The sequence below is a fragment of the Thalassospira sp. B30-1 genome (genome assembly GCF_015767575.1).
GTDB lineage: Bacteria > Pseudomonadota > Alphaproteobacteria > Rhodospirillales > Thalassospiraceae > Thalassospira > Thalassospira xiamenensis.
The window spans coordinates 2,785,000-2,805,511 of record NZ_CP065232.1; the positions used below are offsets into that span (position 1 = coordinate 2,785,000).

Genomic DNA, 20,512 nt, shown 5'->3' on the forward strand with positions numbered 1-20,512 from the left:
ACGCAGGAGCAGGCATCATGACCCAGAAATCAAATCCCGCCCTGTTCATCAATGGCACATGGCAAACCGGCAATGGCAAAGCATTTCACGCCGAAAATCCAGCCAATGGCGATATCGTCTGGCAGGGGAATTCCGCCAGCAGTGATGATGTTAACGCTGCGATCATGGCGGCACGAAATGCCTTTCCGGCATGGGCAAAATGCGACCTCAGTGAACGGATCGAAATCCTTGAACGGTTTGCCGGGCTTCTCAACGATCACAAGGACGCACTGGCACGCGCCATCAGCCTCGATACCGGAAAACCGCATTGGGAGGCCTTGACCGAAGTCGGTGCTATGGCCGGCAAGATCGCGATTTCGATCAAGGCCTATCATGAGCGCACCGGCACGCGCCAAGGTGACGCACCGGGCGGCGGACAGGCGATTTTGCGCCACAAACCCCACGGGGTTGTGGCGGTCTTTGGTCCCTATAACTTCCCCGGCCATCTGCCCAACGGCCATATCGTCCCGGCCCTTCTGGCGGGCAATTGCGTGGTGTTCAAGCCATCTGAACTAACCCCGCTTGTCGCCGGGGAAACCGTAAAGCTCTGGCAACGGGCCGGATTGCCGGGCGGGGTTCTGAACCTTGTGCAGGGCGAACGCGATACCGGCATTGCCGTGGCGCAGCATCCCGGTATCGACGGGCTGTTCTTTACCGGCAGTGTCCCGACCGGACGCCATTTGCACCATGCCTTTGCCGGGCAGATGGACAAAATCCTGGCCCTCGAACTTGGCGGGAATAATCCACTTGTCGTCTGGGACGCCGCCGATCTCGATGCCGTCGCCCACCATACCGTCATGTCGGCCTTTATCACCGCAGGGCAACGTTGCACCTGCGCGCGCCGCCTGATCGTGCCATCCGGCGCAAGTGGCGATGCGATGGTCGCCGCGATCAATGACTATTGCGACAGGCTGATTATCGGTGCGCCAGATGTTGATCCCGAACCCTTTATGGGGCCGGTGATTTCCAACCGGGCGGCCGATGGCCTTATCGCGGCACAGGCAAAACTTGTTGCCAATGGTGGCAAAATCATCCGCGAAATGACGCGTCCCGATCCTGCCCGCGCGTTCCTGACACCGGGTCTGATTGACGTGACCGATGTAAAGTACCGCGCGGACGAGGAACTGTTTGGGCCGATCCTGCAAATCATCCGGGTCGACAGCTTTGATGCGGCCATTCTTGAAGCCAACAATACCCGTTTTGGCCTTGCCGCCGGGTTGCTGTGCGATGATGCCGAACTTTGGCAACGTTTCATCCATGAAAGCCGCGCCGGGATCGTCAACTGGAACAAGCAACTGACCGGCGCATCCAGTAGCGCCCCGTTTGGCGGCATCGGCGAAAGCGGCAACCACCGCCCGTCGGCCTATTACGCCGCCGATTATTGCGCATGGCCGGTCGCAACCCTTCAGACCGACAAACTGATCGCCCCCGATACCGCCCCCAAAGGAGTCCGCCCATGACCCGATACACCATCGAAGCCAATTTTGACGGTCTGGTCGGGCCAACGCATAATTATGCGGGATTAAGCTTTGGCAATGTCGCATCGACCAGCAACGCCAGCACCCATTCCAATCCGAAATCCGCCGCCCTTCAGGGCCTGATCAAGATGAAGGCCCTGCATGACATGGGCTTTGTTCAGGGCGTATTGCCACCCCATGAACGCCCGCATGTCAAAACCCTGCGCGATGTTTTCGGCTTTCGTGGATCGGATGGTGATGTTCTGGCCTCGGCCTGGAAAACCAACCCGAACCTTGTTCTGGCGGTATCATCGGCATCCCCGATGTGGACGGCCAATGCCGCAACCGTCTCGCCCAGTGGCGATACAGGCGATGGCAAGGTGCATTTCACCCCGGCCAATCTGTGCGCCATGTTCCACCGATCCATTGAACATCCGGTAACCGGGCGCGCACTTGCCGCGACATTCGCCGATCCCGATCATTTCACCCATCATGCCGCCCTGCCCGGCACGGACCATATGGGCGACGAAGGGGCTGCCAACCATACCCGTTTTTGCGGTGATTACGGTGCGCGTGGGGTCGAATTTTTCGTCTATGGCCGTCATGCTTTTGATCCGGGCAAAACCCGGCCAAACCGTTATCCGGCACGCCAGACGTTCGAAGCCAGCAGCGCGATTACCCGTCGTCATGGCTTATCCGAAAATGGTGTCGTCTATGCGCAGCAGAACCCGGACCTGATTGATGCCGGGGTGTTTCATAATGACGTGATTTCGGTCGGCAATGCCAATGTGCTGTTCCATTACGAGGACGCCTTTGTCAACACACCCGCCGTCATCGACGACATCCGGCGCAAGATGGATGGCATCGCTGATTTCATCAGCATTGCGGTGCCCAAAAGTGCCGTGCCACTTTCCGACGTGATCAAAAGCTATCTGTTCAATTCACAGCTTTTGCGCCTGCCGGAAAACGGTCAGATGATGCTGATCCTGCCGACCGAGGCCGAGGAAACCATATCGGTCCGCGATTATCTTTATGACCTGATCGGCAAGGGCAACATACCGATCCGTCAGATCAAGTTTTTCGACCTGCGCCAAAGCATGCGCAATGGCGGCGGGCCTGCCTGTTTGCGGCTGCGCGTCGCCCTGACAGAGGAAGAATTTGCCGCCACCAACCCGCAAAGCCTGATCGACGATCAACGCTTTGCCGAACTGACAGGCTGGGTCGAAAAACACTATCGCGACCGCCTAAGTGCGGATGATTTCCGCGATCCAACGCTTCTGAACGAAGTCCGAACGGCCCTTGATGAGCTCACACAGCTTCTTCAGCTTGGTCCGATTTATGATTTCCAGCACACCTAATTAGCATGCATCTACGGTGCTAATGGTTAAAGTAACGTCGGACGAATCTAACGTTTCCATGATGCGCTTTGTCCGTCAAAACAACCGCAACCACGGCTCCGATAGCTGCGAAAACCAGCATTGCAGCAAAACTGTACCCAAAGAAATTTGCCATAATAATACTAGACAATATCGATGCGCCAATACCTCCGAAAAGCATGGCAGTTTTTATTTCACTTGAAGTACTTCCGTAGACCACCTCGGCTTGGCAACCGATACAGACCTTTACTCCATTCTGAGAAACATAATGGCAATGTGGGCAGGCAATTTCAGACATTTTTACCCCAAACTTAGAAATTAAAAAGTGATTCGAAAATTAAACTATCTTCGGTTGCAAAGGCAACGAGTTTCAACCGCAGCCACTGCTGTAAAGTCTACCAGCTTCAAAATTTAATACCGGACCAATCGTGGCAGAATACCGGGAACAACAAGCTTTACGCCCCACACAAAGCCCCGGAGACCTGCCATGTCGACCCTCTATGATACCGAACTCCTCAAAAGATCGGATGCGGCCAATATCCTGCATCCGGCATCCGTGGTTGCCGATGTGTCAAACAACGGCCCGGCCCGCATTTTTGTTAAGGGCAAGGGCGCATTCATTACCGATACCGACGGCAATAGGATGCTGGACGGGGTTGGCGGGCTTTGGTGCATGAATATCGGCTATGGCCGGACCGAGATCGGCGATGCGATGAAGGCCGCATCCGATCAGATGGGCTATTTCCATACCTTTGCCGGGGCATCCAACCCGGCGCAGATCGAACTGGCCGAAAAGCTGGTGGCAAAGATGCCCGATCACATCACCAAGGTGTTTTTTGGCAGCTCCGGGTCGGATGCCAACGATACATTGATGAAGATCGTCTGGTATTATAACGGGCTTCGCGGCAAGCCGGAAAAACGCAAGATCATCGCCCGCAGGCAGGCCTATCACGGTACCACCATTGCCACCGCCAGCCTGACCGGGCTTGCATCGTTTCATCGCAATTTCGGCCTGCCGATCCCCGAAGTCAAACACACCTCGCTACCGCATTATTACCGCGAAGCCAAACCGGGCGAGACCGAGGAACAGTTTTCGGACCGGCTGGCAAACGAGCTTGAATCCCTGATCATCGCCGAAGGCCCTGAAACGGTCGGTGCCTTCATTGCCGAACCGATCATGGGGGCCGGTGGTGTGATCACCCCGCCCAAGGGCTATTTCAAGGCCGTTCAGTCGGTTCTGAAAAAGCACGACATCCTGTTCATCTGTGACGAGGTTGTTTGTGGTTACGGCCGCACCGGCCACTGGTTCGGTCATCAGCTTTATGACATTCGCCCCGATATGATCGCCACCGCCAAGGGCCTGACCAGTGGCTATTTCCCGATGTCGGCAGCCTTCATCAGCGATGATATCTGGAAAGTCCTGCGCGACGGGTCCGCAACCCTTGGCGCATTTGCCCATGGCTTTACCTATTCCGGCCATCCGGTGGGATCGGCCGTGGCACTGGCCAACCTTGCGATCATCGAAGGTGAAAATCTGGTCGCGAACTCGGCGGAAACCGGTGCCTATCTGCATGCGCAGCTTAACGATACCTTTGGCCATCACGCTCATATCGGCGAAGTCCGCGGTGTCGGCCTTCTGGGTGCCTTGCAACTGATGGCGGACCGGGACACAAAAACCGGGTTCGATCTGAAACACAAGATTGCCGCGCGCTGTGCCGCAGCCATCGGAAACCAGGGCGTGATTGTCCGCCCGCTTCCAACCGCCGACAGCCTGGCATTTTCCCCGCCCCTGACGCTTGACCGGCGCGAAGCCGACCAGATGGTCGATGCGATCAAAAAGGGCATTGATCAGGTGATGGGTGAACTGAGTGCCGAGGAACGCAAGGGCATGGCTGCCTGATTTTCGAAACACCCCAAATCCTGCCCCACTTGCCCGACCGGAATACTGGTCGGGCCGTTTTTTTATGTGTAAGGTGGCGCAAACAAGATAACGGCGACCCGATGATCAAGATCGACGAGATCAACCTTAAAATCCTGCGCGCCCTTCAGGCCAATGCAAAGCTGACCAATCTCGCCCTGTCAAAGCTGGTGGGACTAAGCCCGAGCCCCTGCCTTGACCGGGTCAAAAAGCTTGAAAAAGAAGCGGTCGTGAAACGCTACCGCGCGGTACTTGATATCGAAAAAATCTGCCCGCATGTCCGGGTCTTTGCCGAGGTCACACTGACCGGCAAGACCGCCGCCGATTACAAACGGTTTGCCGACGCGGCCAAAACCATCCCCGAAGTCGTTGCCGCCTACCGGATTTCAGGACCGTATGATTATATGCTGTGCCTCGTCTGTCGCGATGTGCAGCATTATCATTCCCTGTCCGAGGAAATGATCCACGGCAACCTTGGCATTACCAAATTCATCGGCCATGTCGCCTTGGCCCAGACCAAGGCATTCAGGGGCTATCCGGTTTAAGGTCAGAGCCTCATCAATCACAAAGAAAACACCCAAAGAACATATTTCCTTTGTACTAGAAAATATCTGGTTATCTTTTTTGTGTGATTTGGATAGAACGCGCTTGCATCAAAGCCGTTTCCATATTACCCATCAAAGCAACGTGAAATACATTTATAAACACACATTTTGTGTTATTTGCCACAGTTTTGATTGATCGGCAGGAACGAGAATGCAGCCTAATCTGACCCATCTCCGCCAGCTTGAGGCCGAGAGTATTCACATTATCCGCGAAGTTGCGGCGTCGTTCGAACGGCCTGTGATGCTTTATTCCATCGGCAAGGATTCGTCGGTTTTGCTGCATCTGGCGCGCAAGGCATTTTACCCGGCCCCGCCGCCCTTCCCGTTGATGCATGTCGATACCACATGGAAATTCCACGAAATGATCGAATTTCGCGACAAGGTGGCGGCGGAATACGGGTTTGAGCTGATTGTTCATATCAATCAGGAAGGCGTTGATCAGGGCATTGGCCCATTCACCCACGGATCAAGCCTGCATACCGACGTCATGAAAACCCAATCGCTGAAACAGGCGCTGAACAAATACAAGTTCGATGCAGCCTTTGGCGGGGCGCGGCGTGACGAGGAAAAGGCACGCGCCAAGGAACGCGTGTTTTCGTTCCGCACCGAAACCCATCGCTGGGATCCGAAAAACCAGCGCCCGGAACTTTGGGACATTTACAACGCACGGATCAACAAGGGCGAAAGCATTCGCGCCTTCCCGATCTCGAACTGGACCGAGCTTGATATCTGGCAATATATCTATCTCGAACAGATCCCGATTGTGCCGCTGTATTATTCGGCCAAACGCCCGGTTGTTGAACGTGACGGTATGCTGATCATGGTTGATGACGACCGTATGCCGCTTAATCCGGGTGAAAAGCCGGAAATGAAATCGGTACGGTTCAGAACGCTTGGCTGCTATCCGCTGACCGGTGCGGTTGAGTCCGAAGCCGCCACCCTGCCCGACATTATCCAGGAAATGCTGCTGACCCGCTCAAGCGAACGACAGGGGCGCATGATCGACCATGATCAGGCCGGTTCAATGGAAAAGAAAAAGCAGGAAGGCTACTTCTAATGGCGCATCAATCCAACCTGATTGCCGATGACATTCTCGGCTACCTGAAATCCCAGGAAGAAAAAAGCCTGCTGCGCTTCATCACGTGTGGCAGCGTTGATGATGGCAAATCGACCCTGATTGGCCGTCTGCTTTGGGATTCCAAACTGATCTTCGAGGATCAGCTTGCCGCTCTTGAATCCGATAGCCGCAAGGTCGGCACCCAAGGCGGCGAGATCGATTTCGCCCTGCTGCTCGACGGGCTTCAGGCCGAACGCGAACAGGGCATCACGATTGATGTCGCCTATCGCTTCTTTTCGACCGACAAACGCAAATTCATCGTCGCCGATACCCCCGGCCATGAACAATATACCCGTAACATGGCAACCGGTGCCTCGACTGCCGATGTCGCCGTGATCCTGATCGATGCCCGCAAAGGCATCCTGACACAGACACGCCGCCACAGCTTCATCACGTCGTTGCTGGGGATCAAGCATGTGGTGCTCGCCGTGAACAAGATGGACCTGATCGACTATGATCAGGACAAATTCGACACCATTGTTGCCGACTATAAAGAATTCGCCAAAGACCTTGGCTATAGCTCGATCATGCCGATCCCGTTATCGGCCCTTCGCGGCGATAACATGATCGAAGCCAGCCCGAACACCCCTTGGTATGATGGCCCCACGCTTCTGGCGCATCTTGAAACAGTTCAGGTCGAACAGGATGCGATTGAAAAGCCCTTCCGCCTTCCGGTGCAGTGGGTCAACCGCCCGAACCTTGATTTCCGGGGTTTTTCCGGCACCATCGCATCGGGCATCATCAAGCCGGGCGATCCGATTGCCGTCACCGCATCGGGACAGACCAGCAAGGTCAGGGAAATCGTCACCTTTGACGGCAACCTTGATCAGGCATTCGCCGGTCAGGCCGTGACCATTACACTTGAAGATGAAATCGACATTTCGCGCGGCGATGTTCTGGCACGCCCAGATGAACGCCCGGAATTTGCCGACCAGTTCGAAGCCCGCATCATCTGGATGCACGAAGATCATCTTCTGCCCGGCCGGCCCTATATCATCAAAATGGGCGCACAGGTCACCAACGCACAGATCAGCGACCTGAAATACAAGGTCAATGTCAACACGCTGGAACATATTGCCGGCAAGACGCTGGAACTGAACGAAGTCGGCATTGCCAATATCGCAACCGACAAGGCACTGGCCTTTGATCCCTATGATGACAACCGCCATTCGGGCCGTTTCATCATCATCGACCGTTATTCCAACGCCACCGTTGGCGCAGGCATGGTCAACCATTCGCTTCGCCGTGCGACCAACGTCAAATGGCAGGAAATGGACATCAACAAACAGGCGCGTGCCTATCAGAAAGGTCAGAAATCAGCCGTTCTGTGGTTCACGGGTCTTTCGGGTGCCGGTAAATCGACCATCGCCAACCTGGTCGAGAAAAAGCTGCATGCCATGGGCAAGCACACCTACACCCTTGATGGTGACAATGTCCGTCACGGATTGAACAAGGACCTTGGCTTTACCGATGCCGACCGGGTGGAAAACATCCGCCGTGTGGGTGAAACCGCCAAGCTGTTTGTCGATGCCGGGATCATCACGCTGGTATCCTTCATATCGCCGTTCAAAAGCGAACGCCAGTTTGCGCGCAACCTTCTCGAAGATGGCGAGTTCATCGAGGTCTTTATCGACACCCCGATTGAAGTCTGCGAACAGCGCGACGTGAAAGGCCTTTATAAAAAGGCCCGCGAAGGCAAGATCGCCAACTTCACCGGGATCGACAGCCCGTATGAAGCACCGGAAAACGCCGAGATCACGGTCAACACATCTGATCAAACTGCCGAACAGGCAGCAGAGATCATCGTTGCCAAACTCGAAGAATTCGGCGTTCTGGGTGCGTGGTATCCGGAAATTTAAGGTGAATGCCAAGATTAGAGAACAAGACTGGTCACCTTCCAAAACCCCGGCTAGACGCCGGGGTTTTCTTTACTTTTTAGTGATCATATTCAGAACCAACTCCCCAACCGATCATTCATCATCGCTATTTTCTATGGAAGCATCTGAAACGATTTGTTCGTTTTGCCAATCCGCATAAGTCTTATTTGTCCCTTTAACCCGCCAAGTTATGCGCCCATTGTCAGGACGACCGAAAATGGTCGCAGAGGCTGCGCTGGGACTATTGAATGTCGTATCTTCTTTAAACTTCAGCAGCCCATCACGATCAGGAACCAATCTTCCTTCGCGAACCAGCTGTTCATGAAGATTTCGATATCCACCTGCGCTACTCTCCCAAGAAGATCTTGCGTGAGAGTTAGCCAAAACAATAAAATCACCACCAATTTGTTGCGCTTGAGCAAACAACCCATATTTGGGACTTTTTATAATGAAAACAGGTGATTTATTTTCCCAAAACTCGGTTGATGCTGAGGAACTTTTTTGCATGACACCAGAGTCATCAACTCTTGGTTTTTCTCTAAGGAAATCCATCCCCAAAACAGGAAGCGTGATTCGTATTTGCTCAATAAAAAATTCCATATCAGCAAGATCAGCTTCAGGTAGAAAGCCATATTCTGGCGAAGTGCTATTTACAAGGCTAGCTCGGCCTGCAGCCGAGACAATTGATATCAATCGACTTTCCAGATAACGAGCATGCGCTTTCGTTAAATTCTGGTCCTTACTTGTTACAACGCAAACCTTATCCCAAAACTCTTTCGTCTCATCTTTATTGTGAGAGACGAGCCGTTTAGCGACATTATCGCTTTCTCCGACATAAACAAAAGTTTGCGTCGGTTCTTCCGGATTAACACCAGTTAAGAAATAGACCCCTGTTCGCGCTATCTCTGACCGCTTTATAAAATCAGGCAAGCGCGTACGCGGTGCGGTCATGACATGACCAGTCCAGTTCATTATCTCGGCTGTAATGATTCCGCTTGGTGTGCCATCGACCAAGAAGAGCCTAATACTCCTGCCCTTAAGCAAAGCAATTCCCCATATTGATAGCATTATGTTTAGTTGTATCATCCCCACGATAGCTCTGTCATTGCGAGAAACTCATACTATTTCGTTTTCGCCCAAAGGCTTGGCAGGTATTCAACACAACATCTGACATTTTCCCGGTCTTTGCTGCTTGACTCCTGTCCCGTCCTGACTACATAAAAAGAACAAATCAGGAACTTACATCATGTCGGACAGACGTCTTCATCTTGCCCGTGCTGCGTTGCAACGGGCCGAAAAACAATGGAAAGGACAGGTTGCCTGCCTGCCCGGCGGGACGGATCGGATCATGCGCCGTGCCTTTGGCGGGGTCGATCTTGCACATCATATCAGCATCGGGGGCATTGCCCCGGTGGGTCTGCATGAAATCATCTGCGGTCATGATGATGCCGCCGCCTCCATTCTGGCATGGTATCTGGCACGACTTTCCATCGGGGATCAAACAGGCAAAAGCCTGTTTTGGATTCGACAACGGCGCGCGATTGACCAAGGCGGGCTTTATCCGCTTGCGCTGCCAGCGACGGATATGCCGGTCATGATGGTGGTTGATCGGCAGGCCACCGCCCTTTGGACCAGCGAGGAATCAGCAAAATCCGGCCAGATCGCCAGCATCATTGTCGAAACCACGGATTATGACCTGACTGCGGCACGCCGCCTGCAACTAGCCTGCGAAGCCGGACATACGCGCCTGATTGCGATCCGGCATATGCGGTCCGATGGCAAAACCATCGCATCCAGTGCGCATACGCGGTGGCGGATAACGCCGGAAGCAGCGAAACATTCAACAACAGGCAACCGACACATACTCAGCCTGATCGGGGGACGCGGGGTTCGACCGGGCAGCTGGAGAATGCAAATTGATGCAACAACGTTTTCTTTATCTGTGGCTGACGCACTGGAAAACAGATTGCCACCGGATCGATATGCCTGAAACCGGGGATGATACCCCGCAAACCGCATCATCCCCGCAACGGGAACCGGTCGTGATCACGCGAGCTGATCACAAGGGTGTGCTTGTCTGCGGCAGCAACAAGGCAGCACAATCACGCGGGCTGGCACCGGGCATGAGCCTTGCCGAAGCACGCAGCATATACCCGGCTTTGCGCGACCTTCCCGAACAGCCCGATCTTTATGAACGCCATCTGGCGCGTTTGATCCGCGCGATGGACCGATACAGCCCGTGGGTTGCCCGCGACCGGTTCTTGCAGGAAGCCGATCATAACCATACAGGTGATGCCGGATTGTGGCTTGAAATTACCGGCGGCAGTCACCTTTTTGGTGGCGAAAGTGCGCTTCTGGCGCTGGTTCTGCGCGATGTCAAATCACGTGGTTATGCTGGCCGTGCCGCCATTGCCGATACGGCAGGTGCGGCATGGGGGGCGGCACGATGCCACCCTGCTGCCTTGGCTGATCAACGGATTTTAAGCCTGCCGCGCGATCATGATATTGCCGCCGGTTTTCCGATATCCGCCCTGCGTCTGGCCGAACAGACACGTGTCACCCTGTTTCGGCTGGGGCTGAAACATCTGGGCGACATCACCCCGATGCCGCGTGCCAATATCACCACGCGCTTGGGGCCCGAAGTTTTGCAACGGCTTGATCAGTTTTATGGACGTCTGCCCGAACATCTGAATTTCAATTTGCCAGATCGGCCATGGCTGATCCGGCGCAGCTTTGGCGAACCGCTGGGCGATGCGGCCAATCTGGCGATTACGGTTGAAAGCATGGTAACGGAACTCTGCAACAATCTGGCGCAGGAAAATCTGGGTCTGCGCCGCATTATCCTGCGCTGTGTACGGGTTGACGGGCATACCCATACCATCACACTTGGTACCGGAAGCCCGTGCCAGTCCGCCCAGCATGTGTTGCGATTGCTGTCTGAAAAAATGCCCCGGTGTCGATACTGGTTTTGGCATCGAACAGGTGATTGTCTACGCCCCGTGGGTCGAACATGTGGCCTTTCGCCAGTCGCGCCTTGACCAGCAACAGGAAGAAACCACCGACCAGATTGCCCTTGCCCAGTTGATCGACCGGATTTCCCACCACCTCGGCCCGCGCGACATGCTGTTTCACCCCGGCCACCACGCCAGCCACTTGCCTGAACAGGCTTCTGTGCGACAGGCCGTTAACGCCCGGACATATCCGGCCAGACGCACCGACATGACATTGCCCAAACGCCCGGCACGCCTGATCGACCCGCCCGAACCGGTCGAAATCCTTGCGCGCGACACCAATGGCACGCCAAGCCGCCTGCGCTGGCGCAAAATGGCGGTCGATATCATCCATGCCGAAGGCCCCGAACGGATTTGCCCGGAATGGTGGCAATGCCTTGATCAGGATGAATATGCCCTATCCCCCAAGACACGGGATTATTTCCGCATCCGCGATCAGGCAGGCCGATTGTTATGGGCCTTTCGCACCGGCCCAACCGGGCAGGATATCTGGTCCATCCATGGATTGTTCGGGGACTGACATGACCGATTTCCCCCTTCAGCAATCGGCATCTCCTTACGCCGAATTACAGGTCAGCAGCAATTTTTCCTTCCTGCGCGGTGCCTCCCACGCCGAAGAACTGGTTCTTATGGCCGCAACCAAGGGACTGCATGCCATTGCGATGACCGATCGCAACACCTTGGCCGGGGTCGTGCGTGGCCACACGGCACATCAGCCCCACAGGGACCGGCTGAATTATATTGTCGGCTGTCGGCTTGATCCCGTCGATGGTCCGTCGATGTTATGTTATCCGACGGACCGCACCGCCTATGCCCGGTTATGCCGGTTACTGACCCTTGGCAAACGCCGCGCGCCAAAGGGCGAATGCGAAATTTATCTGGCCGATATCATAAGTCATGCCGACGGATTGCTCTTCATCGCGGTCCCGCCACAAGTCCCCGATGACACCTTCCGCACGCAGTTGATCGACCTTAAACGCCATTTATCGGGCCAGCTTTGGCTTGCCATCGGTCGGTTCATGGACGGGTTTGATAGCGAACGGCTGGCCTTTACCGAGGCGGTCGAGGCTGAACTTGCCATCCCCGCAGTTGTCACCAATGACGTGCACATGCATGTCCGCTCGCGCAAACCGTTGCAGGATGTCCTGACCTGCATCCGCCATCATTGCCGGATCGAGGATGCCGGATATCGGCTGTTTCCCAATGGCGAACGCCATATCAAAAGCCCGCAGGACATGGCGAAACTTTTCCCGACCCATCCCGAATGGCTGGCTCGCACGATTGAAATCGCCGATCAATGTCGGTTTTCCTTATCCGAATTACGCTATGAATATCCCGATGAAAATGACGGATCGGGCGAAGGCACGCAGGAACGCCTGACCCGCCTGACATGGGAAGGCGCGCATAAACGCTATCCCGACGGCATTCCCGACAAGGTCCGGGGATTGATTGAGGCCGAACTTAAACTGATCGACGAACTGGGCTACGCTCCCTATTTCCTGACGGTGCATGACATTGTCGCCTTTGCCAGATCGCAAAACATTCTGTGTCAGGGACGCGGATCGGCCGCCAATTCATCGGTCTGTTTCTGTCTGCATGTCACATCGGTCGACCCGGCCAAGGTGGAACTTCTGTTTTCGCGCTTCATCAGCAACGCACGGAACGAGCCGCCTGACATTGATGTCGATTTCGAACATGAACGCCGCGAAGAGGTGATCCAGCATATCTATCAACGTTATGGCCGGGAACGGGCCGGATTGACGGCAACCGTGATTTCATACCGGTCGCGAAGCGCCATCCGCGATGTCGGCAAGGTGTTCGGCCTGCCCGAAGACACCATTATCAAACTGACCAAAACCATCTGGGGATCGGGCAGCAAGGGCGCGCATGATGAAATGATGCGCCAGTCGGGCATTCATCCAGATGAACCGCGTCTGAAAGCCGTTCTTGATCTGGCAGGCGAACTGACCGGGTTCCCCCGCCATCTGTCCCAGCATGTCGGTGGCTTTGTCATCACTCGTGGCCCGTTATGCGAACTGTCCCCGATTGCCAATGCCGCGATGGAGGACCGCACCACCATCGAATGGGACAAGGACGATATCGATGCGCTGGGCATCCTCAAGGTCGATGTGCTTGCCCTTGGAATGCTAAGCTGTATTCGCAAGGCATTCGATGAATTGAGAAACCACAAGAATATCGATCATGATCTTGCAACCCTTCCCAAGGAAGACGGGCGGGTTTACGACATGCTGGAAAAAGCCGACAGCATCGGCACGTTTCAGGTCGAATCTCGCGCGCAAATGAGCATGCTTCCACGATTAAAGCCGCGCAGCATCTATGACCTGACCATTCAGGTTGCCATTGTCCGCCCCGGCCCGATCCAGGGCGGCATGGTTCACCCCTTCCTCCAACGGCGCATGGGCCGCGAAAAGGTCGATTACCCGTCAAAGGAACTCGAAGCCGTTTTAAAGCGCACCTGTGGCGTGCCGCTGTTTCAGGAACAGGCCATGCAGATTGCCATCGTGGCTGCCGGCTATACTGGCGGTGAGGCCGATGAATTGCGCCGTGCCATGGCAACTTTTCGCCGCACCGGCACGATTGGCGCGCATCGCGACAAATTCATCAATGGCATGCAAAAAAACGGATATGACGCCGAGTTTGCCGAACGCTGCTTCAAACAGATCGAAGGCTTCGCCGATTACGGCTTTCCCGAAAGCCATGCAGCCAGTTTTGCCATCCTTGCCTATGCGTCATCATGGCTTAAATGCCATCATCCTGATGTGTTCTTATGCGCCCTTCTGAACGCGCAACCGATGGGGTTTTATGCCCCGGCGCAACTGGTTGCGGATGCCAAAAATCATGGTGTCCGGGTGCTTGAAATCGATATCAATCACAGTTTCTGGGACAATCATCTGGAACGGGAACTGGGCCGCGCCAGCGGTCATCTTTCCGTCCGGCTGGGCTTCCGCCAGATCAAGGGGTTCGGGCAGTTCGATGCCCTGTCCCTGATCGCAAACCGCCCGACCGGCGGATTTCAGGATATCTTTCTGATGGCGCGCCAGACCGGGCTCTCACCCGCCGCCCTTGAAAAACTGGCCGAAGCCGATGCGTTTGGCTCCCTTGGCCTGTCACGGCGCGAAGCGTTATGGGCCGTCCGCCGGTTTGGCAAGGGGCGCAAGGCCCCGGCGGCCCTGCCCCTGTTTGAAGCTGCCCAGAATTTCAACCACAATATGGGCGTTTCCGCCGAATTCGGGCCCGAAGCCCCGGTCAACTTGCCAATCATGGGACCGGGCGAAGAAATCATCGAGGATTACGCAAGCCTGCGGCTGTCGCTTAAGGGGCATCCAATATCGATGCTACGCGATTCCCTGTCCGCAGCCGGGGTGTGCAAGGCGACCGATCTGGTCAATTTCAAGAATAACGAACGGATCAACCATGCAGGACTTGCCATTGTCCGCCAGCGGCCCGGCACGGCATCGGGGGTTGTTTTCATCACCCTTGAGGATGAAACAGGCATCACAAATCTTGTGGTCTGGAGCAAGGTGATGGAACAGTTCCGCCGCGAGGTTATGACCGCCACCGTCCTTGGCGTGTCGGGCAAACTTCAACGCGAAGATGGCGTCACCCACATCATCGCCGATAAACTGGTCGACCTGTCGGGGATGCTGCAAAGCCTGACAGATAACACCCGCATTGCACGCGCCAATAACGCCCATCCCCGCAACCTGCGCTGGGCCACACCCGCCGCAGGACCATCCGATCAAACCAGCCCCGTCCCCCAAGACCTTGATCAACTTGAACAACGCCACGGCAAACAGCAAAACACATCACGCCTTAAGGTCGATAGCCACGATTTCCACTAAGCCCTGAAACGAAAACACCCCGGTACGTAAACCGGGGTGAATTGCCAAAGACTGATATTGTGGATCAGCTTCGATCAAGGCTCTGCAACGCATCATAGGCGGCAACAACCGTTGCCATCTGCGCGGTATGGGCCGCGATGAAGGCATCGCCATAGATCGTTTCATCGGGATATTCGGTAATCAGGGTCAGCGGCACGTCATGACGATCATCAATGGAAATCATACACGGGAAACCATTGATGATCTGAAAACCGGTTTCACCGGCATGAATGCGATAAAGATCGATCTGTGCCGCATTGAATGCCAGAAGCCCCGGAATGGCGGCAAGTTTTCGGGTGACCTGATCGATAAAGTTTTCCGCCCGTTCCGACCATTCATCATGATGACGCATGATCAGGAAGAACCCCTTTGGCAGGGTCCACATGCCAAACCCGCGCGGAACATATCCCGAAAGCGGCCGGGTCCATTCATGGCAGGGATAGCCATGCAGATTGACATGCAGGCTTGCCCCGCTGATGGCACGCGCCCGTACCCGGATTTCCTTTTCATAAAGGCCATCACCGCTGCGATATTCCATGTCATCGCCAAGCGCTGTATAGCGCGCCGCGTGATGCATATGGAACGGGTTATCAACAATCAGGCGCTGATGAAGGGCATAACCATCCGGATTTTCCAGCGGTGAAATCGTGAAATGTGCCCCATCACGTTTTGCCAGCTCCAACGCCCCGCGAAGCGCGCCCGCAACACCGGAAATCTCGTTGGGATGCTGCCCGCCACTGATCATGACCGGCAAATCCGTACCCTTGTGATAGCGCGCATTCAAAATACGCCCTGATCGCGATGTCGCATGGAATTCTTCACCGCTGATCCCGTCAAGCTCTGCGCGGATTTGCGCAACCGTCAACGGGCGGGTGGTGCGATCAATCTGTTGCATCTCACCCGTTGTCTCGTCCTTTGACAGGGGGCGCAATTCAACCGTGACCCGGGCGTCACCATCACCGGATACCTGACGGATTTCCGGGACGATCTGTCCCGGCTGCAATCCGCGATCACCCAGCGGGCGGCCCGATTTGACCTGAAAATATTCCAGCAGCGAGAAATAGAAATCCTCGTGCAGGGCTTCATGCAGGCTCAGAACCTCGTGACCATGGGCGATCTTCTGATCATGCCCCGGCAGATCAACCGAGATATTCAGTTCTTCGAAATAAGGTTCCTGATCGCCCCAGTCATGATCGGCAATGGCCGCCATGGTTTGGGCAAAAAGCGCCTCATATTCGGTTTCAGTCCGTTCATCGCGGACAATCTGACCATCGGCATCGATAATCCGCACCCAGCCGGTCGGCGACAGGTGGGTTTCATCAACCACATCCTGATGCACCCGGTTTGGCGCAAAAACTTCGTGACGGGTTTCAACCCCATCTGATCCGCGCAGGATCACATCATAGGTACAATCGCAACGATCCGATGCCTCAAACGTGATCAAGGCTGGCGTAACCAGGGCCGCCAAGGGATAGGTTTCAAGCAGGAAGCGATTATCCGCCGCATTTTGATGGCGCGGATAACGCACCGTGATATTGGCAATGCCTGATTTTGCCAGATCAATATCTTCAAGGAAGAAATGCAAAAGCGGCTTATAGGAACTACGAATGCGCGCCTTGATCCCCTGCTGGGCCAACTTTGCCTCGGCCGCGGCGCGGGTTTGGGCATCGTTAAACAACCATGCCTCAATAAGCTGCCCGGGGCGGGCGGCCTTGACGATTTCATCAATCAGGTTTGGAAGGGTCGGCGCAAAGGTGGTGGCGAAAATCTGTGTCATTTGGACGTCCTGCCTGTGGGGTCAAGGCTATCGCGCAGCCAGTCGCCCAGAAGGTTCAGGCCAAGCACGGTCAAAAGAATGGCAAGCCCGGGGAAAACCGATACCCACCAGGCATTCTGCAAATAGGTCCGCCCATCGGCCAGCATCCCGCCCCAGCTTGGGATCAGGGGGTCCACCCCCAGCCCAAGGAAGGTCAGGCTGCTTTCAAGCAGGATGTTGGTCGCAACATTAAGCGTCATCAGAACAATCACCGGCCCGATCAGGTTGGGCAGAAGGTGACGGAACAGGATATGAATATCGCGCACGCCAATCGCCTTGGCCGACTGGATGAATTCCCGATCCCGTAGTGACAGAACCGATCCCCGCACCAGACGGGCATATTGCACCCATTGCGCAATGATCAGCAGAATGATCATGTTGGTCAGTCCACCGCCGATGATCGCGATAAAGGTGATCGCCAGCAAAATGAACGGCAATGCAAGCTGCACATCGGCAAAGCGCATCACGATCATGTCCCAGAAACCGCGATAATATCCCGATATCAGGCCCATGATCACACCAATGACAACCGCCCCTGCAACGGAAAACAACCCAACCTGAAGCGATATTTTGCCGCCTGAAACCACACGTGCCAACACATCACGCCCGAGCGGATCGGTGCCAAAAATATGATCGGCATTGGTAAACGGCGCGATCAGGCGGGCCGAAAGATCAATCTTGTCCGCGCCGCCAGGAAACAGCAGATCGGAAAACACGACCAGAAAACAGATGCCACCGGTCAGAACAGCCCCCAGAACGAATTCAAGATTTTTAAAACGCGCAAACCGCGCCTTGGTTGCAGTGGTCGCCATGGGGTTACTCCGTCCGGATACGTGGATCAATCAGGCCATAGGCAATGTCGACAAGCAGGTTCACCCCGACAATCATGATCGACAGAACCGTAATCACAGCCTGTAAAACCGGATAATCACGTGCACCAACGGCCTCAAAGGCCAGCGTGCCCATTCCCGGCCAGTTAAACACCAGCTCAACGACAACAATCCCGCCCAGAAGGTTGCCAAACTGCAAACCGAAATAGGTAACAAGCGGGATCGCACAGTTGCGAAGCGCGTGTTTATACAGCACGACATTCTCGCTAAGCCCCTTGGCGCGCGCGACCATGATGTATTGCGACTGAAGGGTTTCCAGCATCGAGGTCCGCACAAGCCGCACATTGGTCGCGGTCAGGATCACCCCCATGGTGATGGCTGGCATGATGAAGTTCTCAATCCCCGTCATGCCACTTGGCGGCAGAAGCCGGAAAGTAATCGACAGCAACAGCACCAGCATGATCGCCAGCCAGAAATTCGGGAATGACAGACCAACCAGCGACAGAATGCGAATGACCTGATCGGGCCATTTGCCACGCGAAATGGCGGCCTTGATCCCCAGCGGGATCGAAATCACGATCGACACAAACATCGATGCAAACGCCAGCATCAGGGTAGCGGGCAATGCATTGCCAATCAGGGTGGAAACCTGCGTTCCACCAAGGAAGGATCTACCGAAATCAAGGCTGAAAAGCCCCAGCATGAAATCGGCATACTGAACAAAAAACGGCTGGTTCAAACCAAGGGATTCACGAATACGTGCAAGGTCTTCCTCGGTGATGCTGCCGGCCCCCTGGCTTAGCATCAGCGCCGGGTCACCCGTCAGGCGTATGGCAAACGAGACAATCAATGTCACCGCGACGACCACGAAAATCGCCTGCAAAAGGCGTTTGATCAGAAAACCAGCCAAAACACTTGTCCTTTAAAGAAATAGGCATGAAAGCCGCCCGGCATCGATCCGGGCGGCTTTCGTTTCACATCAGTCGACAGTCACTTCCGTCAGGCGCAGACGGCTGTCGGGAACCGGGGTGAAATTCTTGACGCGCTTGGACACCCCAAAGATCGCATTGAGGTTATAAAGCGGCATTTCCAGCGCGCGATCGGCCGTGTAATGTGCAATCGACTGCAGGATTTCTTCACGTTTGGCACGGTCGGTAATCGCACGCTGGGATTCCAGCAGCTTGTCGAGTTCCGGATCGCTGTCATACGGGTTCCACTTTTCGCCCGTGTGATACATGAAGTAAGCGGTGTTATCATAATCAAGCGTCCAGCCGCCCCACGACTGCTGGAACATCGCACCGGTTTTACCCGCCGGAATTATGTCATTAAGCAGAACGTTGGTTTCATAAGGCTTGATCGTCGCGTTCAGGCCAATCACCTGAAGGTAGCTGGCAACGGCCTGGGCAACTTCGTTAAAGGTTGCGTCATTGCCGCGAATGTCGATCTGGATTTTCGTACCCGGTGCAACACCGGCTTCTTTCAGAAGCGCCTGTGCCTTGGCCGGATCATACGGCAACGGTTTCATCGACGGATCGTTACCAAACGACAATTCACCCTGGAAACTTGCAATCGGGGCTGCCTGACCACCAAGGATCGAGTCAATGATCGCCTGACGATCCACACCGTAAATCATCGCCTTACGGACTTTTTCATCCGCCGTGATGCCATTGCCGGTGTTAAAGCGAAGCGCATAAACCGTCGGGCTTACGGTGGTGACGATATCGATATTTTCGTCTTCTTCAATGGTCGGGATCATGCCAATCGGAATGGTCGGCGGAATGACAAGGTCAACGTTCCCGGCCTGAAGTTCCGCAACCGCGGTCGACGGTTCACTGATGAAGCGATACTGGATGGTCGAAAGTTTCGGCGCACCGCCCCAATGATCAGCATAGGCTTCAAGTGTCAGACCAACTTTCGGCTCATAGGAAACCATTTTGAACGGACCGGTGCCGATCGGATGGGCGTTGAAATAATCTTCGCCTTTTTCCGCGATATATTTCGGCGGAACAATCATCGCACCATAACCGGCAAGCTTGGTCAGAAGCACCGGATCCGGCTGGGTCAGATGCATATCGACGGTGTTTTCGTCAATAACTTCGACCGATTTGATCGCAGCATAGTTTGACCGCTGCGGCCCTTTTTTGCCTTCATCGCCCATCAGGCGATCAAAGGTGAATTTGACCGCTTCGGCATTGAACGGCTCGCCATTCTGGAAGGTCACGCCTTCGCGCAGATGGAAACGGATGCGCGTGCCGCCATCAAATTCTTCCCATGATGACGCAAGCCCCGGAACCAGTTTGGCATCCGGCCCGCGATAGGTCAGACCGTCATAAATATTGGTCGCAACCGACGACCAGTTGACCAGAAACGTATCGACCGGGTCCCAGCTACCGGGGTCCTGTGGTGATGAAATGGTCAAGGTGCCTTCGGCATATGCCGGCGCAGTTGCCATCAGACCGCCCGCAAAGGCAAGAGCCATCAGCGCACTGCGCATTCCCTGTTTTTTCGTCATGTTATTTTTTCTCCGTTGTTGGTGGCTTGGCGCGAGGGGAGACAGGCTTGCG

16 protein-coding genes are annotated in these 20,512 nt (G+C 55.0%); 10 read left to right on the plus strand and 6 right to left on the minus strand.

All coding sequences use genetic code 11. The annotated features are described in order from the left end of the window. The first annotated feature begins 17 nt into the window (after positions 1 to 17). Together astD and astB are read left to right on the plus strand one after the other, a co-directional pair. The gene (gene astD, locus IT971_RS13435) at positions 18 to 1,499 is read left to right on the plus strand and encodes a succinylglutamate-semialdehyde dehydrogenase (protein WP_063092694.1); all 1,482 of its coding nucleotides are present in this window, start codon (positions 18 to 20) and stop codon (positions 1,497 to 1,499) included. After that, positions 1,496 to 2,854: an N-succinylarginine dihydrolase gene (gene astB / locus IT971_RS13440; protein WP_063092693.1), complete on the plus strand. Its 1,359-nt coding sequence runs from the start codon at positions 1,496 to 1,498 to the stop codon at positions 2,852 to 2,854. Before astD ends, astB begins: the two co-directional genes overlap by 4 nt. Before the next feature lie 19 nt (positions 2,855 to 2,873). Here the strand turns inward: astB and IT971_RS13445 are convergent, their stop codons facing one another. After that, positions 2,874 to 3,170 carry a hypothetical protein gene (locus tag IT971_RS13445; RefSeq protein WP_139190028.1) on the minus strand — a complete coding sequence of 99 codons (297 nt, stop codon included), beginning with the start codon at positions 3,168 to 3,170 and terminating at the stop codon, positions 2,874 to 2,876. Between the two features lie 189 nt (positions 3,171 to 3,359). Between IT971_RS13445 and IT971_RS13450 the strand changes: the two genes are divergently transcribed. The 4 genes from IT971_RS13450 to cysN all read left to right on the plus strand — a co-directional run bounded on the left by IT971_RS13450 (position 3,360) and on the right by cysN (position 8,371). Next, entirely contained in the window at positions 3,360 to 4,772 is a 1,413-nt protein-coding gene (locus IT971_RS13450; RefSeq protein WP_063092692.1) for an aminotransferase, read from the plus strand. Positions 4,773 to 4,873: 101 nt separating this feature from the next. After that, complete coding sequence (locus IT971_RS13455) at positions 4,874 to 5,335, plus strand: Lrp/AsnC family transcriptional regulator (RefSeq protein WP_037990814.1); 462 nt, start codon at positions 4,874 to 4,876, stop codon at positions 5,333 to 5,335. Positions 5,336 to 5,546: 211 nt separating this feature from the next. Next, complete coding sequence (gene cysD, locus IT971_RS13460; RefSeq protein ID WP_063092691.1) at positions 5,547 to 6,452, plus strand: sulfate adenylyltransferase subunit CysD; 906 nt, start codon at positions 5,547 to 5,549, stop codon at positions 6,450 to 6,452. Further along, positions 6,452 to 8,371, plus strand: coding sequence for a sulfate adenylyltransferase subunit CysN (gene cysN / locus IT971_RS13465; RefSeq protein ID WP_063092690.1), 1,920 nt, complete (start codon positions 6,452 to 6,454; stop codon positions 8,369 to 8,371). The genes cysD and cysN overlap by 1 nt, the downstream gene beginning before the upstream one ends. A 111-nt stretch (positions 8,372 to 8,482) precedes the next feature. Here the strand turns inward: cysN and IT971_RS13470 are convergent, their stop codons facing one another. Next, complete coding sequence (locus IT971_RS13470) at positions 8,483 to 9,340, minus strand: GIY-YIG nuclease family protein (protein ID WP_230729415.1); 858 nt, start codon at positions 9,338 to 9,340, stop codon at positions 8,483 to 8,485. A 295-nt stretch (positions 9,341 to 9,635) separates the two neighbouring features. Here IT971_RS13470 and IT971_RS13475 point away from each other — a divergent pair, with 295 nt between their 5' ends. From IT971_RS13475 to IT971_RS13485, 4 genes are read left to right on the plus strand one after another with little or no spacing between them, the layout of a single operon-like run. Continuing rightward, entirely contained in the window at positions 9,636 to 10,379 is a 744-nt protein-coding gene (locus tag IT971_RS13475; protein WP_063092689.1) for an ImuA family protein, read from the plus strand. Further along, positions 10,309 to 11,427, plus strand: coding sequence for a DNA polymerase Y family protein (locus tag IT971_RS22415; RefSeq protein ID WP_252724152.1), 1,119 nt, complete (start codon positions 10,309 to 10,311; stop codon positions 11,425 to 11,427). The genes IT971_RS13475 and IT971_RS22415 overlap by 71 nt, the downstream gene beginning before the upstream one ends. After that, entirely contained in the window at positions 11,372 to 11,920 is a 549-nt protein-coding gene (locus IT971_RS22420; RefSeq protein WP_252724153.1) for a hypothetical protein, read from the plus strand. Before IT971_RS22415 ends, IT971_RS22420 begins: the two co-directional genes overlap by 56 nt. A gap of 1 nt (position 11,921) precedes the next feature. Next, on the plus strand, positions 11,922 to 15,263 hold the full coding sequence (locus IT971_RS13485; RefSeq protein ID WP_223305158.1) for an error-prone DNA polymerase: 3,342 nt from the start codon (positions 11,922 to 11,924) through the stop codon (positions 15,261 to 15,263). Positions 15,264 to 15,327: 64 nt separating this feature from the next. Here IT971_RS13485 and IT971_RS13490 read toward each other — a convergent pair whose 3' ends face one another. The 4 genes from IT971_RS13490 to IT971_RS13505 all read right to left on the minus strand — a co-directional run bounded on the left by IT971_RS13490 (position 15,328) and on the right by IT971_RS13505 (position 20,460). Next, entirely contained in the window at positions 15,328 to 17,079 is a 1,752-nt protein-coding gene (locus tag IT971_RS13490; protein WP_063092686.1) for a M14 family metallopeptidase, read from the minus strand. Next, positions 17,076 to 17,930 carry an ABC transporter permease gene (locus IT971_RS13495; RefSeq protein ID WP_063092685.1) on the minus strand — a complete coding sequence of 285 codons (855 nt, stop codon included), beginning with the start codon at positions 17,928 to 17,930 and terminating at the stop codon, positions 17,076 to 17,078. The genes IT971_RS13490 and IT971_RS13495 overlap by 4 nt, the downstream gene beginning before the upstream one ends. Before the next feature lie 4 nt (positions 17,931 to 17,934). Continuing rightward, on the minus strand, positions 17,935 to 18,858 hold the full coding sequence (locus IT971_RS13500; RefSeq protein WP_007091388.1) for an ABC transporter permease: 924 nt from the start codon (positions 18,856 to 18,858) through the stop codon (positions 17,935 to 17,937). A gap of 69 nt (positions 18,859 to 18,927) precedes the next feature. After that, a complete protein-coding gene (locus IT971_RS13505; protein ID WP_063092684.1) occupies positions 18,928 to 20,460 on the minus strand; it encodes an ABC transporter substrate-binding protein in 1,533 nt (510 codons plus the stop codon). Positions 20,461 to 20,512 lie beyond the last annotated feature (52 nt).

What these genes read in the sequence shown, in the direction of transcription:
- IT971_RS13495 (WP_063092685.1), bottom strand. Translation starts at nt 17,930, where the DNA reads ATGGCGACCACTGCAACCAAGGCGCGGTTTGCGCGTTTTAAAAATCTT.
- astB (WP_063092693.1), top strand. Translation starts at nt 1,496, where the DNA reads ATGACCCGATACACCATCGAAGCCAATTTTGACGGTCTGGTCGGGCCA.
- IT971_RS13475 (WP_063092689.1), top strand. Translation starts at nt 9,636, where the DNA reads ATGTCGGACAGACGTCTTCATCTTGCCCGTGCTGCGTTGCAACGGGCC.
- IT971_RS13505 (WP_063092684.1), bottom strand. Translation starts at nt 20,460, where the DNA reads ATGACGAAAAAACAGGGAATGCGCAGTGCGCTGATGGCTCTTGCCTTT.
- cysN (WP_063092690.1), top strand. Translation starts at nt 6,452, where the DNA reads ATGGCGCATCAATCCAACCTGATTGCCGATGACATTCTCGGCTACCTG.
- IT971_RS13455 (WP_037990814.1), top strand. Translation starts at nt 4,874, where the DNA reads ATGATCAAGATCGACGAGATCAACCTTAAAATCCTGCGCGCCCTTCAG.
- IT971_RS13450 (WP_063092692.1), top strand. Translation starts at nt 3,360, where the DNA reads ATGTCGACCCTCTATGATACCGAACTCCTCAAAAGATCGGATGCGGCC.
- IT971_RS13470 (WP_230729415.1), bottom strand. Translation starts at nt 9,340, where the DNA reads ATGACCGCACCGCGTACGCGCTTGCCTGATTTTATAAAGCGGTCAGAG.
- IT971_RS22415 (WP_252724152.1), top strand. Translation starts at nt 10,309, where the DNA reads ATGCAACAACGTTTTCTTTATCTGTGGCTGACGCACTGGAAAACAGAT.
- astD (WP_063092694.1), top strand. Translation starts at nt 18, where the DNA reads ATGACCCAGAAATCAAATCCCGCCCTGTTCATCAATGGCACATGGCAA.
- IT971_RS13445 (WP_139190028.1), bottom strand. Translation starts at nt 3,170, where the DNA reads ATGTCTGAAATTGCCTGCCCACATTGCCATTATGTTTCTCAGAATGGA.
- IT971_RS13490 (WP_063092686.1), bottom strand. Translation starts at nt 17,079, where the DNA reads ATGACACAGATTTTCGCCACCACCTTTGCGCCGACCCTTCCAAACCTG.
- IT971_RS13485 (WP_223305158.1), top strand. Translation starts at nt 11,922, where the DNA reads ATGACCGATTTCCCCCTTCAGCAATCGGCATCTCCTTACGCCGAATTA.
- cysD (WP_063092691.1), top strand. Translation starts at nt 5,547, where the DNA reads ATGCAGCCTAATCTGACCCATCTCCGCCAGCTTGAGGCCGAGAGTATT.